The organism is Citrobacter sp. U14242, from assembly GCF_046555775.1.
GTDB lineage: Bacteria > Pseudomonadota > Gammaproteobacteria > Enterobacterales > Enterobacteriaceae > Citrobacter.
Window position 1 is genome coordinate 1 of sequence record NZ_JBKGLW010000001.1, and the last position, 16173, is coordinate 16173.

Genomic DNA, 16173 nt, shown 5'->3' on the forward strand with positions numbered 1-16173 from the left:
AATGGCATTGCCCGGTAGCTAAATGCGGAAGAGATAAGTGCTGAAAGCATCTAAGCACGAAACTTGCCCCGAGATGAGTTCTCCCTGACTCCTTGAGAGTCCTGAAGGAACGTTAAAGACGATGACGTTGATAGGTCGGGTGTGTAAGTGTAGCGATACATTGAGCTAACCGATACTAATGAACCGTGAGGCTTAACCTTACAACGCCGAAGATGTTTTGGCGAAGAGACATCAATATCAGCTTGATAACAGATTGTAGTACGCAATAGTTTGCGCAGCAGCAAGGCGGCAAGTGAAGCGACGGAAGGAGCATACTGAAGTATGTGACTGACGTTCGCGAGAGCAGCCAACGCGGCGGATGCGATAAAGAATTGCGTACAGAGCACAAAGAATTTGCCTGGCGGCTGTAGCGCGGTGGTCCCACCTGACCCCATGCCGAACTCAGAAGTGAAACGCCGTAGCGCCGATGGTAGTGTGGGGTCTCCCCATGCGAGAGTAGGGAACTGCCAGGCATCAAACAAGTGAAGAAGCCCATCCTGACGGATGGGCTTTTTTGCGTCTGCGCTGGACTGAACGTATTTTGCAGGCCTGGGCACATTGCCAGTTTCAGCATCAGACCATCGCGTAGCACCTTAGCCCATGCTATTTCTGACAGCTAATCTGCTCTCTTCCCTCGAACATTTCTTAATCCTTTTCCTGCTAATTAAAATTGTGATCTATCTCTCATAATAAATTATAACAATTATATAACATTTATTTTACTAAAAATAGATGCGAAACATCATTGATAGATTCATAAGATCCTGGCAGGGGTACAATTCTAATGGCTGATAGCAGTGTAACTGAGAACGGGGCGCTGGCAGATGGCGATACCCGTCGTCGTATATGGGCAATTGTTGGTGCATCGTCAGGGAATCTGGTTGAATGGTTTGATTTCTATATCTACTCTTTCTGTTCCCTTTATTTTGCCCACATATTTTTTCCTTCCGGAAATACCACCACCCAATTGTTACAAACCGCCGGCGTTTTCGCTGCTGGCTTTCTGATGCGGCCAATCGGGGGATGGCTTTTTGGTCGTATTGCGGATAAACACGGACGTAAAAAGTCTATGTTGTTATCTGTCTGCATGATGTGCATGGGATCGCTGGTGATCGCCTGTCTACCTGGATATGAGACGATCGGCACCTGGGCTCCCGCGCTATTACTGCTGGCCAGATTATTCCAGGGGCTATCTGTTGGTGGGGAATACGGTACTAGCGCGACTTACATGAGTGAAGTGGCAGTTGAAGGTAAGAAAGGATTCTATGCATCGTTCCAGTACGTTACGTTAATTGGTGGGCAACTACTGGCATTACTTGTTGTGGTCATACTACAGCAAACCCTGGACGATTCTGCGCTCAGAGCCTGGGGCTGGCGTATTCCGTTTGCACTGGGTGCTGTGTTAGCTATTGTGGCATTGTGGCTGCGTCGTCAACTGGATGAAACATCAAAACAGGATGTCCGTGCGTTGAAAGAAGCGGGTTCTCTGAAAGGGTTGTGGCGTAACCGCAAAGCCTTTCTTATGGTTCTGGGGTTCACCGCTGCTGGCTCTCTGTGTTTTTATACGTTTACGACCTACATGCAGAAATATCTGGTCAATACGGCGGGTATGCATGCCAACGTGGCCAGCGGCATTATGACGGCTGCATTGTGCGTGTTTATGTTGGTACAACCGCTGTTCGGTGCGTTGTCAGATAAAATAGGCCGACGGACTTCAATGCTATGCTTTGGTGCGCTGGCGACGATTTTCACTGTGCCTATTCTGTCGGCACTGCAGAATGTGAGTTCTCCGTTTGTGGCATTTGCCCTTGTGATGTGCGCCTTGCTGATCGTCAGTTTCTATACGTCCATCAGCGGGATACTGAAGGCAGAGATGTTTCCGGCGCAGGTCCGTGCGCTGGGGGTGGGATTATCGTATGCGGTAGCCAATGCCCTGTTTGGGGGTTCGGCTGAATATGTCGCGTTATCCCTAAAATCTGTCGGTATGGAAACGTCATTTTTCTGGTATGTCACTGCGATGGCGGTGGTCGCATTCCTGGTTTCGCTGATGTTACACCGTAAGGGAAGAGGCTTACGCCTCTAATGATGTGCCAGTTGCCAAACGGCATAGCCGGTTGATGCGCCCGCCACATCCCAGGCAAAGTCTTTCCAGCTCCAGCCGCTCCCCGTGGGGCGGCTGTCCCACAGCTCTTTTGATGCACCAAGGCTGACTGAGAACATCAAACCGATAGCTGCGCTACGATCGCGACTGTTTCCCTGATGTCGTGCATACTCGTTCCCTGCTGCGGCAAGCATGGCCGAGGCGATAAAGTGTTGAGCTTTGTCTTGCCCACTCCAGCTGTCGTTAGCCATGTGGCTACAACCGGAAAGAAGCAAAACACTGGCAAGAATACACAGGCGCACCGCTGCCTCCATAGGAAAAACCCCGTCACTGGACGGGGTCTTGATTACAGAATACGGCTGATTAATCTGTCGATTCGAATACGGCGTAATCGACGGATAAGCTTACGCACTTTCACCGGATAGTCAGCAATACTTTGCAAGTCGCGATAGTGTTTCACGACGGTGGTGTGGGTACGGATAAGCTCCAGCTCTTTATCTCGCTGGGGAGTCAGTTCCTGCTGGGGATCATGGATAAGAATGGCGTTTTCCAAATCCAGCCGCCAGGCGCGGGGGTTAAGATTATTGCCGGTAAGCAGCATCCATTTATCATCAACCCACATGCCTTTCAGATGATAGGTGTTGTCATCATCTTTCCATAAGCGCACGACCAGCTGGTCAGTATTCACGTAATACTGCAGTCTGCTCAGGAAACGACGCAGATTTATTTCATACAGATAAGGCAGCGCACCGATGATCTTGAATGGCTCATCTTCCGGAATGAAAAAGTCGTTGGCGGTTTTATCACCGACAATGATTTCAACTTTTTTCCCTTCACGCAGCAGTTGAATGATATTGCGCACCAGTATGGCAGGCAGGTTGAAATAAGGGGTACAGATTGTGAGTTTGTGCTCCGCACAGGGCATGAGGTGGAAAATAGTCTTATTTAACAGACTGGATTTTCCGAGCCCAACCAGCGGCGTGACCGAAAGCTGTTCATTATCCGCATCACCCTGAAAATGGAAGGATGCATCGCGCAATTCCTGGCGGTACAGGCGGATATCGTTTTTAATTTCCGGACTTTTAGGACGATGGATATCATCGAGACGATTAACGCCGCGCCCATTCATCAGGTTCTGCGTAACCCAATCGTACATGATATCGGCCATCTTCGCGTTGCGAATCAGCTGATAGCGGTCATAGCGGTATTTATCATGTTGGTGTAAGTAAACATCGTTCAGACTGGCCCCGCTATACAGGACGCTATCATCAATGATAAAGCCTTTAAAATGCAGAACACCAAGCGCTTCGCGGGTGTTAATCGGCACGCCGTAGACAGGGATATCGATACCAGGGTTTTCTTGCGCCATGCGGCAATACCAGTCAGCGTTGGTATTGGATGCCGCAACACCAATGCGTCCACGCTGAGCTCGATGCCAGTCGACAAGCACCCGGATATCCAGTTCAGGACGCTGCCGCTTTGCCGCATAGAGCGCGTCGAGTATGCCTTTACCGCCGTCATCCTGTTCCAGATACAGCGCAATAATGCAGATCCGTCGCGTCGCGCTGGCAATTTTCTCCAGCAGAGTCTCCCTGAAATTTGCGGGAGCATAAAAGAAATCTACATCATCAACTGACTGAGAAATCTTAGGTAGTTGGGCAAGGTGTTGTTGATGTTTATTACGCTTAAATTTTGACAACATCACAGTGCATTTCTTCTCTGTTCATTGAAGGGTCCTCTGTGCTTTGCAGACGACATAAGCGGGCAATGATACCACCAGTACCCATGAATGTGGTCAACATTTCCAGTACCTTACTCACGATTCCTCATATTGGGCCAGATTCAGCGTTAGCCCAACAATTCCCTCTTCGAGCTGGACGTCGACATCAAACCCGAGTTTTCGGGCCAGGGCGACCATCCCACGATTGTTTGGCATCGTAATACCATTTAAACGTCTAAGTCCGTGATCTCGGGTGTATGCAATCAACTTTTCCATCAACCGGCGACCTAAACCCAGCCCTTTGAGGTCTGAACGAACCAGTACGGCAAATTCCGCATCGATATTATCCGGATCGGAGATGGCCCGCGTCACGCCGAGGATCTCTTCGTGGTTATCACGACAACGCACGGCCACAAAGGCCATTTCCCGATCGTAGTCGATCTGCGTCATGTTGGCTAAATCTTCATGGGTGAATTCGTTGATCTCACTGAAGTAGCGATAATAAAGATCTTCTTTCGTCACCTGTGAAATGAATTGCTGCAAATAGGGTTCATCTTCCGGCAGAATAGGGCGGAACAGACAGCGCTCGCCGTTCTTCATCTCGACCCACTCTTCAAGCTGATGGGGATAAGGGCGTATCGCCAGTCTGCTTTCGTTATCGCCCGTGAAAGGGCCAATATCCAGTGTGACGTCCAGTGCAGTAAATTCCCCAGCAGAGGCCAACAGAGGATGGATATCCAGGCGCTGAATTTCCGGACAGTCTACGATCAGGTTGGAGACCTGGACCAACAGTTGGCTTAAGCCTGCAATATCTAAGGGACGTAGTGCGCTGCGAGCGCGGATCTTTTTGTTTTTGATCCCCTGGATCACCAGATAACGCGCCAGGTTCATGTTGAGTGGTGGCAATGCGACAACAGCTTGCTCTTCAGGACGCCACTCAACGCCACCTTCACCCAACATAATCAGTGGGCCAAACACAGGATCATGTTCGACGACGACGCGCAGCTCCTGAGCACCGGCGCGGTTAGCCATACTTTGTACTAACAAACCGTGGATACGTGCCTGTGGCCAGGCCATTCTTACCCGATCAAAAATCGCATTCGCAGCCTGCTGTACTTCTGTTGCCGTACGCAGGTACAACATAACCCCCTGAACTTCCGACTTATGCGGGATATCAGGAGAGCGAAGCTTCAGTGCTACCGGGTAACCGATTTGTTCTGCGATGTGTACGGCTTCCGCACTGTCGCTGGCGATCCAGGTAGGTAGAGTGTGTAAACCATAGGCTTGCAAAATCGGCTGCACTTCATGGGTATCCAGCGATGTTGCTCCCTCAGCAATCGCCTGCTGTAACAGACTATGCGCTTCGGCGGTGTTAGCGGTCAGGCTATCGGGTAGGGCTGGTGTTTCTCGCAGTTGCTTCTGGTTACGCCGATATTCGACCATATGCATGAAGGCCGTAATGGTACCTTCCGGTGTGCGATAGGTGGGTAATCCGGCTTCACTAAACAGCCTGCGAGCTTCCTGGGATGAAAACTCGCCGCACCAGTTGGTCAGCAAGGAGACGAACTTACCTCGCGGATGGTGTTTGACGGCTTCAATTAGCGCCTGTGCGCTCTCGGTTCCGGGGGCTGCCGCACTGGGTGAGTGAATGACCATCAGTGCGTCGAAATCCTGACTGGCGAGTAAAATATCCAGTGTCTTGACGTAATGTTCGCTGCTGGCATCGTCACGCAGATCCAGTGGGTTGGCAATATCTACGTGAGCAGGTAAGGCATCGCGTAATTTCTGACAGGTTTCCTCACTCAGCGCGGCCAGCTTACCGTTTCTCGACCACAGCTCATCTAATGCCAGCGCCGCGGGAGCGGCCCCATTGCTAATGATCATCAGTCTGTCGCCGCGTAACGGGCGCATATGGCTCAGGGTTTCGACTGCCGAGAAAAGCTCATGAGTGTCCTGTACGCGCAATAAACCAGCACGTTGAATCGCTGCATCCCAGGCCGGGTCCATTCCGGCACTGGTATGCAGTAAACGCTGTGCTGCGGGGCTACGGCCGCTTTTAATCACCAGAATAGGTTTGTTACGCGAGGCGCTACGCGCGGCTGAGACAAAACGTCGGGCATCGCTTAAATGTTCGAGGTAGAGCAATATCGCGCTGGTTTTGCTGTCGCGCGTCAGGTAATCCAGTAGTTCATCAACATCAATATCCAGGCTGTCGCCCAGCGCGATAAACCAGGAAAAACCCATATCGCGCTGCTGCGCCCAGTCCAGAATGGTGTTGGAAATCGCCGCCGACTGGGAGATAAAAGCAAGCTTGCCGCGTTTAATCGGAACGGGAGAAAAGCTGGCGTTAAGCCCTTGCCAGGGGGCCAGAACCCCGAGACTGTTAGGGCCCAGTAGACGAATTTTATAACGTGATGCGCAGGCCAGCAGTTCAGCATGCTGTGCCGCGGGAGCCGAGAGAATAATGCAGGTTTTGCAGCCTTTCTCGCCCAGTGCTTCCAGTAACGCCAGATTACGGCTGGCATTGGTACACAAAATGGCCAGATCAGGAGAAAAAGGCAGGCTGCCAATATTGGGCCAGGCCAGTACGCCCAACACTGCTTTCCAGGCGGGTGTCACTGGTAAAACGGGGCCGTTGAACCCTCCTGCCAGCAGGTTACGCATCATCAGGTATCCTGCTCGATTTGGCTTCATTGACGCCCCAATCACTGCAATGGACTTCGGTCGCAGTAGCGCTTCCAGACCACGTTGACTCATATCGGCTTCCTTAATGACTCCAGTGACCGAATGATTTTAAACGCTTTCTATTGACTCTGCTGTGACGCTTCCCTGATGTTGAGTTTTTCCTGCCAGGTAGCGTGTTTTAAAGCGAGTAAAGTGGGCGCTTAAGCCCTCAGCTGCTTGCGTATCTCCTGCCAAATCCAACAAGGCAATGGCGACTTCGGCAGTGCAGTATTGTCCCTCGGCGTGCACCCCGCGCAGGTGGTAAGCGGAAAGGCGCGATAGATCGACGGAGATCACCGGCAGGTTGTCGAGGTAGGGACTTTTACGGAACATTTTACGTGCTTCCGGCCAGGTGCCATCAAGCATGATAAACAACGGTGGTTTACCGGCTGGTGGTGTGAAAATGACGTCACGTTCTTCACCGGCATAAGACGCGGGGAAAACGACCATTGGCTGATAATCAGGATGTTGCACCAGATCAAGCAGCTCCTGCGGTGGTTCGGTGCGAGACCACTGAAAAGCAGCAGTGTTGGGTAAAATATCGGCAATCAAACGTCCCGTGTTACTGGGCTTCATCGGTTCGGTATCGAACATCATCAGACAAAAACGGCTTTTGGCCTGAGAAGACACCCATGTGGCGCACAGACAGAGTTTTAGCGGTAGCAGACAACGCTGACAGCGACGAATGCGGTTGCCTCGGGCAAGAAAAGGACGTGTGGCGCGCGCGAGGCGCTCGGCGCGTAACTGAAGAACAGCGTTATCGGTCATGGGGAAACACGTTGAAAAACGCTATTGTCGCAGAGGTGAAAACGGGGCACAAGATGCGCCCCGCAGAGATTATAACGATTCGTTAAGCCAGCTATCAAACGGGGCTTTGGGTACAGCGCCATTCAGCATATCGACGACTTCACCCTTCCTGAAGATCATGATGGTCGGAATGCTGCGGATACCGAAACGTGCACTGAGTTCGCGTTCGGCTTCCGTATTCACTTTAACAAAGCGCACTTTACCGCTACGCTCTTCCGCGACATCTTCAAAAATAGGTGCGAAGTTACGGCACGGACCACACCATGGTGCCCAAAAATCAACTACCACCGGAAGATCGTCTTTTAGCAGCTTATCCAGCGTTTCACCGGTCGCATTGATCACCTCCCCGTCAAACAGGTCGTGACCACAGCGTCCGCATTTGGCCGCTTCCTGAACACGATCGTCGGGAATGCGGTTGATAGCCTGGCAGCTGGTACAAACGGTATTCATAACTAACCTCTGGATGAGTAGGGTGGACTTCGCGGCAATGACGCCAGTATGTTTCTATTATGTTACATATTATCGGAGAGACTGTTTTAAACAACAATGCGTTTTATTCAATGAGTACAATAGTCATTAGCTTTTAAATGAAATAATGGCTAACGACGTGCACATCGGGTAATCTGCGCGCTTCGCGCAGAGCAGGTGGAGAAAAACATGAGCGACGAACTGAAGAACAAAAACGGCAAGGTCAAAGTGATGTACGTCCGCAGTGACGATGACTCGGATAAACGCACCCAAAATCCACGTACTGGCAAAGGCGGCGGTCGCCCCGGTACTTCCCGAGCCGAAGGCGGTCGTCGCCCTGCCCGTGATGACAGAAAGGGTCCGAACAGTGAACGCGGTCGTGAACGCGGTCGTGACCGCGATGTAGAACGCGATCGCAGACGTGAAGATTCACCGTGGCGTACCGTATCCCGTGCACCGAATGATGATATTGCGGATAAAGCCGATCATGGTGGCATCAGCGGTAAGAGCTTTATCGATCCTGAAGTACTGCGTCGTCAGCGCGCGGAAGAAACCCGCGTTTATGGCGAAAATGCGTGTCAGGCGCTGTTCCAGAGCCGCCCGGACGCCATCGTCCGCGCCTGGTTTATTCAGAGCGTAACACCGCGATTCAAAGAAGCATTGCGCTGGATGGCGGCAAACCGCAAAGCCTATCACGTGGTTGATGAGGCCGAACTGGCGAAAGCGTCTGGTACTGAGCACCATGGCGGTGTTTGCTTCCTGATCAAAAAACGTAACGGTACTACCGTTAAGCAGTGGGTTGGTCAGGCGGGGGCGCAGGATTGTGTGCTGGCGCTGGAAGATATCGCCAACCCGCATAACCTGGGTGGTATGATGCGCAGCTGCGCGCACTTCGGCGTGAAAGGCGTCGTGGTACAGGATGCAGCGCTGCTGGAATCCGGTGCGGCCATCCGTACTGCGGAAGGTGGTGCCGAGCATGTTCAACCGATTACTGGCGACAGTATTGTGGATGTGCTGGATGATTTCCGCCAGGCGGGTTACACCGTCGTCATGACCTCAAGCGACAAAGGTAAGCCGCTATTTAACACCACGCTGCCAGAAAAAATGGTGCTGGTGTTAGGCCGCGAACGTGAAGCTCTGCCAGAAGCAGCTTGCTCAGCAGACGACCTGTGCGTTGCGATTGATGGTACTGGCAACGTAGAAACGCTTAACGTCTCCGTTGCGACAGGTGTTCTGCTCGCGGAGTGGTGGCGTCAGAACAAAGCCTGATAATAAAAATGCCAGCGATTCGCTGGCATTTTTTTACTCGCTCTCCGCCGGCAATACCGGCATCCAGTCGATCGGCTTTTCTCCCCGTTGTTCCAGCCATTCATTTGCCAGTACAAAGTGATTACAACCAAAGAAACCGCGATGGGCAGAAAGGGGGGACGGGTGCGGCGCTTTCAGCACATGGTGGCGCTGTGCATCAATAATGGACCCTTTCTTCTGGGCGTGAGAGCCCCAAAGCAGGAAAACAACGCCTTCACGATGTTCGTTAATCAGGCTAATGACTTTATCGGTAAAGGTTTCCCAACCCAGGCTGGCATGTGAATGTGCCTGACCTGCCCGAACGGTGAGAACAGTGTTCAGTAGCAACACTCCCTGACGGGCCCAGCTCTCCAGGTATCCATGCGTCGGACGGGTAAATCCTGGGATGGTGGCTTCCAGTTCTTTATACATGTTCAGTAATGACGGCGGAGTGGCGATGCCTGGACGTACAGAGAAAGCCAGACCATGGGCCTGCCCTGGACCGTGGTAAGGATCTTGTCCCAGAATGACAACTTTAACGTCGCCAAGCTCAGTAAAGCGAAAAGCGTTAAACACATCTTTTTGTGGCGGATAAATTGTCATACCTGACTGGCGTTCGCCGGCAACGGTATGCAACGTGTTCACAAAATAGGGCTGCTGTTTCTCTTCAGCCAGCACATCGTGCCAGGTTAATTCGGTGGCCATCTCGCTCTCCTGCGATTTTTTCAATCCCCATAGCTTAACTGCTTCTTTCAATGGCGCAAAATTCTGCACGTTTCTCAAAGAGCTACCCCTTAAAGATAGTTGAAAATTTATGTAAAAAGTTTATCACCGCACATGGTGTAAGTTGATGTAAAACAATAAAATCCACCTATCACCACTTTTCATGTGTGGTTTTTGTTGATTTAAATCAAAGATTCAAGGGTGTGTGAGGGGTATATATACACTCAAGCAACAATGGTTTTACCAATTGGCCGGATGAGGCCAACCGAAATCAAATAATTTTGCCGGGGAGGCATCAACATGATTACAGGTATCCAGATTACTAAAGCTGCAAACGACGACCTGCTGAACTCTTTCTGGCTGCTGGACAGCGAAAAAGGCGAAGCACGCTGCATCGTTGCGAAAGCAGGTTTCAACGCTGATGAAGTCGTTGCCGTCAGCAAACTGGGCGAAATCGAATACCGTGAAGTACCGGTAGATGTACAGCCAGAAGTGCGCGTAGAAGGTGGCCAGCACCTGAACGTTAACGTTCTGCGTCGTGAAACACTGGAAGATGCAGTTAAGCACCCGGAAAAATATCCGCAGCTGACCATCCGTGTTTCTGGTTATGCAGTACGTTTTAACTCGCTGACTCCAGAACAGCAGCGCGACGTTATTGCTCGTACCTTTACTGAGAGCCTGTAAGGCTCGCGGGGAGTAACCCCGATTAGCAGAAAATCAGAAGGCGGAAGATGTTAGTGCAGCTTCCGCCTTTTCACCTCCGTTAGTAAAAAATCCTCACCGCACAATAAACCAACAGTAATGCCAGAACGATATTCAGCTGCCGTCCATAGTGGCGAAAAATCCGCTGGAAAAGATGACCAGCCAGCGCCCAGCAGGCATTGCCAAAGGTTCCAATCAGCGCCAGCAAAATACTGACACTCACTAACCAGTAAGCACCCTGGGTATATGGCAACACAAACGTGGATAACGCGGTAATGCCGTACAAAATGATTTTGACGTTCACAAACTGCAAACCAAAACTCGCCCAAAAGCTAATCGGTTCTGCCTGTAGGCTATCGTTTGAGGCTGGGCTGGTGGCGATTTTCATGGCCAGCCATAAAATGTAGGCTGCCCCTGCCCAACTCAGCCAATGAATGATAGCCGGATCCAGGACGGCAAGCGAAAACGAGATCCCGGCGCACAGCAGCATGACGATTAAAAAGCCCAGGCTCATTCCTGCCAGAACACGCGTGCTCTGACGTAAGCCATGTGATGTTGCCGCACTCAGCGCGAGGATATTATTCGGGCCGGGTGTTAGCGCAGTAATCAGTGTATAGGTCCAGAATGCACTTAAAAGCATGGGGGTCACTTGTTATCTCCTCTGTTTTAGCAGACAGTACCCGAGACACAATATTTTAAAAAATGAATGTTTTTGCATTTTGAATTCGATAATTTCGATGGGTTGGTGAGGATGGATTTACGTCGGTTTATTACGTTAAAAACGGTAGTGGAAGAGGGCTCATTCCTTCGGGCTTCACAAAAGCTTTGCTGTACGCAATCAACCGTAACGTTTCATATTCAACAGCTTGAACAAGAACTCTCAATACAGTTATTCGAAAAAATTGGCCGGCGGATGTGTCTCACCAGTGAGGGTAAACGGCTGATGCCACATATACATGACCTGACTCGCGTGATGGCGTCGATCCGTCAGACGGCGCAACAAGATGCACAGCCGAGCGGTGATCTCCGCGTCGCAACCGGAGAAACGTTGCTGGCCTATAAAATGCCGCAGGTTTTACAGCGCTTTAAACAACGAGCGCCTAATGTTCGGTTGTCCCTACAGTCGCTCAATTGTTATGTCATTCGTGATGCTCTGCTGGGTGATGAGGTTGATCTGGGGGTGTTTTATCGGGTGGGAAATGATGATGCGCTTAAGATGTTGTCGCTGGGGGAACAGTCACTGGCGCTGGTCGCCTCTCCGGCCCTTCAGGATGTTGATTTCACTCAGCATAATCAGCATATTCCCTGCACTTTTATCATTAATGAACTGCAATGTATTTTTAGACAGCGTTTTGAAAGTATGCTGCGTAAGCGACAGATTACGCTGGAAAACACTATCGAGCTATGGAGTATCGAAAGCATCAAGCAGTGTGTTTCTGCGAATCTTGGTGTCAGTTTTTTACCGCGGTTTACCGTCGAGAGGGAATTACGCTCAGGTGAATTAATCGAGTTGCCATTCAGTCAGGAGCCTGAACTGATTACCGCATTGTGCGCACATCATGCCGGAAAAGTCGTTAGCCCGGCGATGCGGGTTTTTATAGAATGTATTTCAGAGAGCTTTGCCGTGCATGAAAAAATGCCGGGCTGACTGGCCCGGCATTCTGCTTACTCTTTGTCGGTCTGCTGTGGGGCAGTACCGCTTGGCTTGCGACGTTTGCCGATATTCTTGGCATCGCGGTGACGTTTCTTCACTCGCGGCTTTTCTTTATCTTTGGCTTTTTTCTCTGCGCGTTTCGCCAGCACTTTCTTGGATGGCTTGCCGTTAGACTTCTCACTTGGCGCACGCGTTGTTGGACGCAGTTCATCAATGACGCGTGCCTTCAATGGCTCGTCAATATAACGACTCGCTTTGCCGAGTAACAGGTGGTCATGCGCTTCAACCAGAGAAATCGCGGTACCTTTCCGCCCGGCACGACCAGTACGGCCAATGCGGTGCAGATAGGCATCGCCACTGCGCGGCATGTCGAAGTTAAACACGTGGCTGACGTCCGGGATGTCGATACCACGCGCAGCAACATCTGTTGCAACCAGTACGTTCACACGACCATCGGTCAGACGTTTGATCGCTTCGTTACGCTTAATCTGCACCATCTCGCCTTCGAGATAGCAGTTATTAATGCCAGCCTGGCGCAGCCAACCTGCCAGCTCGTGCACACGCTCACGTTTACGGACAAAGACGATTGAGCGGGTCGCTTCCGGCTGTTTTAGCAGATGGATCAGCAGAGCTGTTTTATGCTCGATGTCATCGGCACGGTAGTACCATTGATGGATCTTCTTGCGTTCGCGTGTCGACGGATCCGCAGAAACTTCAACCGGATCGTCCAGCAGACGTTCGGCAAAATCTTTAATCGCATCACCTTCCAGCGTGGCTGAGAACAGCATGGTCTGCTTACGCCAGCGGGTTTCACCGGCAATATGCTCGATGTCCTGGGCAAAGCCCATGTCCAGCATGCGATCGGCTTCATCAAGGATCAGTGTCTCAACCGCATGACAGTCAAAGTTCTCTTCTTTGATGTATTGCAGTAAACGACCCGTGGTGGCGACCACGATGTCCTGGTTTTCGCTGAAGACTTCCATGTGGTTCATGTAAGCCACGCCGCCAGTAATGGTGGCAATATCCAGATGCGTATTTTTGGCCAATTCACGGGCGTGTTCGGCAACCTGCATCGCCAGTTCGCGCGTTGGCGTCAGGATTAAAATGCGTGGTGGACCGGATTTCTTGCGCGGGAAGTCGAGCAGGTGCTGCAACGCTGGCAGCAAATATGCCGCCGTTTTACCGGTGCCTGTCGGCGCAGAACCGAGTACATCACGGCCATCGAGCGCAGGCGGAATGGCGGCAGCCTGAATGGCGGTCGGGCGAGTGAAACCTTTTTCCTGGAGGGCTTCCAGCAGGCTTTCATCGAGTTCAAGTTCGGAAAAAGTCGTTACAGTCATGTTCTACCTCTGAGTGGGGCGCTGATTATAGACGTTACGGCTGCAATCTTCATCTGTTTGTATGGATATACCTTCTCAGGTATTGTTTTTATCCTATGTTATCGTTTTTTTCCCAGGAAGGTTGTTCTTCATGCCTCAGTCTACATCCGTACTTCGGCGTAATGGGTTTACTTTTAAGCAGTTTTTTGTGGCACACGATCGTTGTGCAATGAAAGTCGGAACGGACGGTATTTTATTGGGTGCCTGGGCCCCTGTGGCCGGCGTAAAACGGATCCTTGATATTGGTACCGGGAGTGGCCTGCTGGCGCTGATGCTGGCCCAACGTACAGACGAGAACGTCATCATTGATGCTGTTGAGCTTGATGTCGATGCTGCGCAGCAGGCGCAGGAAAACATCGCGCAATCTCCCTGGAGGCATCGTGTGACGGTGCATTCAGAGGATGCTCAGCAATGGGTACCGCGCCAGACCGTACGTTTTGACTTGATTATCAGCAATCCACCTTATTATGAACAGGGTGTGGAATGCGCAACCCCACAGCGAGAACAGGCGCGCTACACGACCACACTCGATCACGAAGCATTACTCACCCTGGCGGCTGACAGCATTACCGAAGAAGGTTTTTTTTGTGTGGTGCTACCGGAGCAAATTGGCAACGCGTTTACCCAACAGGCATTAAGTATGGGCTGGCATCTGCGTTTGCGTACGGATGTGGCGGAAACCGAGGCCCGGTTACCGCATCGGGTTTTGCTGGCTTTCTCCCCGCAGACCGGGGAGTGCTTTAGCGACAGGCTGGTTATCCGTGGGTCAGACCAGCGTTATTCTGAAGGCTACACGGCGCTGACCCAGGCATTTTATCTGTTTATGTGATGGCTTAGTGGCGAAAGAATAGAAGGGCCTGATTCAGGCAACTGCTCCGGATAATCCAGCGTGTAGTGCAGGCCCCGACTTTCTTTGCGCATCATCGCACAGCGTACAATTAATTCGGCGACCTGCACCAGATTGCGCAGTTCCAGCAAATTATTCGACACGCGGAAATGAGCGTAATATTCGTCGATTTCCTGCTGTAGCATAGTGATACGTCGCAGTGCACGCTCCAGACGTTTGGTCGTACGCACGATGCCGACGTAATCCCACATAAACAGCCGTAACTCATGCCAGTTATGCTGGATAACAACCAATTCATCCGGATTTTCTACCCGACTTTCATCCCAACCCGGCAGCGAGTTAACGCCGCGGGCATAAGGCATTCTGCGGTCAATATCTTCCGCTGCAGACCAGCCATATACCAGACACTCCAGCAGCGAGTTTGACGCCATGCGATTGGCACCATGCAGACCGGTATAGCTCACTTCACCGATGGCATATAAACCGTCTACATCTGTGCGGCCAAAGTCATCAACCATCACACCGCCGCAGGTATAGTGTGCAGCGGGGACGATAGGGACCGGCTCTTTGGTCAGATCGATACCCAGGCCTAACAGTTTTTCATAAATCATCGGGAAATGCTGGCGGACAAATTCTTCTGGTTTATGGCTGATGTCGAGGAACATGCAGTCAGCACCCAAACGCTTCATTTCATGGCCGATGGCACGGGCGACAATATCACGTGGGGCCAGCTCGCCGCGCTTGTCAAAGTCGGGCATGAAGCGTGAGCCATCCGGGCGTTTCAGGTGCGCGCCTTCCCCGCGTAGTGCTTCGGTCAGCAGAAAATTGCGCGCCTGTGGGTGATACAGTGCGGTTGGGTGAAACTGGTTAAATTCGAGATTGGCAACGCGGCAACCCGCACGCCAGGCCATGGCTATCCCATCACCGGAGGAAATATCCGGGTTGGTGGTGTATTGATACACTTTAGAAGCGCCGCCGGTAGCCAGTACGACTGACTTCGCATGACAGGTTTCAACAGCCTCTTTATTCCGGTTCCAAATCCATGCTCCAACAACCCGGCGCGTCCCCGGTAGACCAATTTTATCTGAGATGATCAGGTCCACGGCGTTACTGCGTTCCAGCACCCGAATATTCGGATGATTTTGCGCCTGGCTGACCAGCGTGGTTTCGACTTCTTTACCGGTAGCATCTGCCGCATGCAGGATTCGTCGATGGCTATGGCCGCCTTCTCGGGTCAGGTGATAGCTCTCTTCGCCGTTGGGCTGAACCTGAGTATCAAATAAGACGCCTTGATCAATCAGCCACTGGACACATGAACGGGCGTTGCTGGCAACAAACTCAACAGCATGACGATCGCAAAGACCGGCCCCTGCAATCAGCGTGTCTTCAACGTGAGAGTCAATGCTGTCGGTTTCATCAAAAACGGCGGCGATGCCACCCTGAGCATAAAATGTCGAGCCTTCGCTAACCGGCCCTTTGCTCAGGACAATGACCTGATGTTTTTCAGCCAGGCGTAGCGCCAGTGAAAGTCCGGCAGCCCCGCTGCCAATGATCAGTACATCACAGGATAATTCGGGAGTCGTATTCATGATTTTTGTTTAATGTACTAAACAGAGTTTGGTCACCATAGCACCACATTGCGCGATACTGCACGTTTTATTTTTAACTGTGTTGCAATGGCTAAACATAGAGGAAAGGCATGGGGATGACTGAAAGAGCAAA

Annotated in this window: 14 protein-coding genes and 2 rRNA genes; 7 read left to right on the forward strand and 9 right to left on the reverse strand. The window is 51.4% G+C overall.

Annotation, left to right across the window (positions count from 1 at the left end; genetic code table 11):
- From ACLJXE_RS00005 to ACLJXE_RS00015, 3 genes are all read left to right on the forward strand, one after another.
- A 23S ribosomal RNA gene (locus tag ACLJXE_RS00005) occupies positions 1-200 on the forward strand; the annotation flags it as partial.
- 196 nt (positions 201-396) lie between these two features.
- A 5S ribosomal RNA gene (gene rrf / locus ACLJXE_RS00010) occupies positions 397-512 on the forward strand.
- 311 nt (positions 513-823) lie between these two features.
- On the forward strand, positions 824-2122 hold the full coding sequence (locus ACLJXE_RS00015; protein ID WP_410749762.1) for an MFS transporter: 1299 nt from the start codon (positions 824-826) through the stop codon (positions 2120-2122).
- On the opposite strand, the gene ACLJXE_RS00020 is transcribed toward ACLJXE_RS00015, so the two are convergent.
- The 5 genes from ACLJXE_RS00020 to trxC all read right to left on the reverse strand — a co-directional run bounded on the left by ACLJXE_RS00020 (position 2119) and on the right by trxC (position 7841).
- Complete coding sequence (locus ACLJXE_RS00020) at positions 2119-2454, reverse strand: YfiM family lipoprotein (RefSeq protein ID WP_410749763.1); 336 nt, start codon at positions 2452-2454, stop codon at positions 2119-2121. The genes ACLJXE_RS00015 and ACLJXE_RS00020 overlap by 4 nt on opposite strands.
- A 32-nt stretch (positions 2455-2486) precedes the next feature.
- Positions 2487-3842, reverse strand: coding sequence for a CDP-diacylglycerol--serine O-phosphatidyltransferase (pssA, locus tag ACLJXE_RS00025; protein ID WP_048210877.1), 1356 nt, complete (start codon positions 3840-3842; stop codon positions 2487-2489).
- 114 nt (positions 3843-3956) lie between these two features.
- Positions 3957-6617, reverse strand: coding sequence for a bifunctional acetate--CoA ligase family protein/GNAT family N-acetyltransferase (locus ACLJXE_RS00030; RefSeq protein ID WP_410749764.1), 2661 nt, complete (start codon positions 6615-6617; stop codon positions 3957-3959).
- A 36-nt stretch (positions 6618-6653) separates the two neighbouring features.
- On the reverse strand, positions 6654-7352 hold the full coding sequence (gene tapT, locus ACLJXE_RS00035; protein WP_286628824.1) for a tRNA-uridine aminocarboxypropyltransferase: 699 nt from the start codon (positions 7350-7352) through the stop codon (positions 6654-6656).
- 69 nt (positions 7353-7421) lie between these two features.
- Positions 7422-7841, reverse strand: coding sequence for a thioredoxin TrxC (gene trxC / locus ACLJXE_RS00040; RefSeq protein WP_137383461.1), 420 nt, complete (start codon positions 7839-7841; stop codon positions 7422-7424).
- Between the two features lie 207 nt (positions 7842-8048).
- On the opposite strand from trxC, the gene ACLJXE_RS00045 reads away from it, so the two are divergent.
- A complete protein-coding gene (locus ACLJXE_RS00045) occupies positions 8049-9128 on the forward strand; it encodes a tRNA/rRNA methyltransferase (protein WP_286628828.1) in 1080 nt (359 codons plus the stop codon).
- Between the two features lie 33 nt (positions 9129-9161).
- On the opposite strand, the gene ung is transcribed toward ACLJXE_RS00045, so the two are convergent.
- Positions 9162-9851, reverse strand: coding sequence for a uracil-DNA glycosylase (gene ung / locus ACLJXE_RS00050; RefSeq protein WP_286628829.1), 690 nt, complete (start codon positions 9849-9851; stop codon positions 9162-9164).
- Positions 9852-10169: 318 nt separating this feature from the next.
- Here ung and grcA point away from each other — a divergent pair, with 318 nt between their 5' ends.
- The gene (grcA, locus tag ACLJXE_RS00055; protein WP_003037563.1) at positions 10170-10553 is read left to right on the forward strand and encodes an autonomous glycyl radical cofactor GrcA; all 384 of its coding nucleotides are present in this window, start codon (positions 10170-10172) and stop codon (positions 10551-10553) included.
- A 79-nt stretch (positions 10554-10632) separates the two neighbouring features.
- On the opposite strand, the gene eamB is transcribed toward grcA, so the two are convergent.
- Positions 10633-11220 carry a cysteine/O-acetylserine transporter gene (gene eamB / locus ACLJXE_RS00060; RefSeq protein WP_410749765.1) on the reverse strand — a complete coding sequence of 196 codons (588 nt, stop codon included), beginning with the start codon at positions 11218-11220 and terminating at the stop codon, positions 10633-10635.
- 102 nt (positions 11221-11322) lie between these two features.
- On the opposite strand from eamB, the gene ACLJXE_RS00065 reads away from it, so the two are divergent.
- Entirely contained in the window at positions 11323-12219 is an 897-nt protein-coding gene (locus ACLJXE_RS00065; protein ID WP_410749766.1) for a LysR family transcriptional regulator, read from the forward strand.
- Between the two features lie 17 nt (positions 12220-12236).
- Here ACLJXE_RS00065 and srmB read toward each other — a convergent pair whose 3' ends face one another.
- Positions 12237-13565 (reverse strand): ATP-dependent RNA helicase SrmB, encoded by a 1329-nt coding sequence (srmB, locus tag ACLJXE_RS00070; protein ID WP_286628833.1) that lies wholly within the window; start codon positions 13563-13565, stop codon positions 12237-12239.
- 130 nt (positions 13566-13695) lie between these two features.
- Between srmB and trmN the strand changes: the two genes are divergently transcribed.
- A complete protein-coding gene (gene trmN, locus ACLJXE_RS00075; RefSeq protein ID WP_286628835.1) occupies positions 13696-14433 on the forward strand; it encodes a tRNA(1)(Val) (adenine(37)-N(6))-methyltransferase TrmN in 738 nt (245 codons plus the stop codon).
- Here the strand turns inward: trmN and nadB are convergent.
- Positions 14418-16040, reverse strand: a complete 1623-nt coding sequence (gene nadB, locus ACLJXE_RS00080; RefSeq protein ID WP_410749767.1) for an L-aspartate oxidase — start codon at positions 16038-16040, stop codon at positions 14418-14420. The genes trmN and nadB overlap by 16 nt on opposite strands.
- Positions 16041-16173 lie beyond the last annotated feature (133 nt).

What these genes read in the sequence shown, in the direction of transcription:
- ACLJXE_RS00015 (WP_410749762.1), top strand. Translation starts at nt 824, where the DNA reads ATGGCTGATAGCAGTGTAACTGAGAACGGGGCGCTGGCAGATGGCGAT.
- ACLJXE_RS00020 (WP_410749763.1), bottom strand. Translation starts at nt 2,454, where the DNA reads ATGGAGGCAGCGGTGCGCCTGTGTATTCTTGCCAGTGTTTTGCTTCTT.
- pssA (WP_048210877.1), bottom strand. Translation starts at nt 3,842, where the DNA reads ATGTTGTCAAAATTTAAGCGTAATAAACATCAACAACACCTTGCCCAA.
- ACLJXE_RS00030 (WP_410749764.1), bottom strand. Translation starts at nt 6,617, where the DNA reads ATGAGTCAACGTGGTCTGGAAGCGCTACTGCGACCGAAGTCCATTGCA.
- tapT (WP_286628824.1), bottom strand. Translation starts at nt 7,352, where the DNA reads ATGACCGATAACGCTGTTCTTCAGTTACGCGCCGAGCGCCTCGCGCGC.
- trxC (WP_137383461.1), bottom strand. Translation starts at nt 7,841, where the DNA reads ATGAATACCGTTTGTACCAGCTGCCAGGCTATCAACCGCATTCCCGAC.
- ACLJXE_RS00045 (WP_286628828.1), top strand. Translation starts at nt 8,049, where the DNA reads ATGAGCGACGAACTGAAGAACAAAAACGGCAAGGTCAAAGTGATGTAC.
- ung (WP_286628829.1), bottom strand. Translation starts at nt 9,851, where the DNA reads ATGGCCACCGAATTAACCTGGCACGATGTGCTGGCTGAAGAGAAACAG.
- grcA (WP_003037563.1), top strand. Translation starts at nt 10,170, where the DNA reads ATGATTACAGGTATCCAGATTACTAAAGCTGCAAACGACGACCTGCTG.
- ACLJXE_RS00065 (WP_410749766.1), top strand. Translation starts at nt 11,323, where the DNA reads ATGGATTTACGTCGGTTTATTACGTTAAAAACGGTAGTGGAAGAGGGC.
- srmB (WP_286628833.1), bottom strand. Translation starts at nt 13,565, where the DNA reads ATGACTGTAACGACTTTTTCCGAACTTGAACTCGATGAAAGCCTGCTG.
- trmN (WP_286628835.1), top strand. Translation starts at nt 13,696, where the DNA reads ATGCCTCAGTCTACATCCGTACTTCGGCGTAATGGGTTTACTTTTAAG.
- nadB (WP_410749767.1), bottom strand. Translation starts at nt 16,040, where the DNA reads ATGAATACGACTCCCGAATTATCCTGTGATGTACTGATCATTGGCAGC.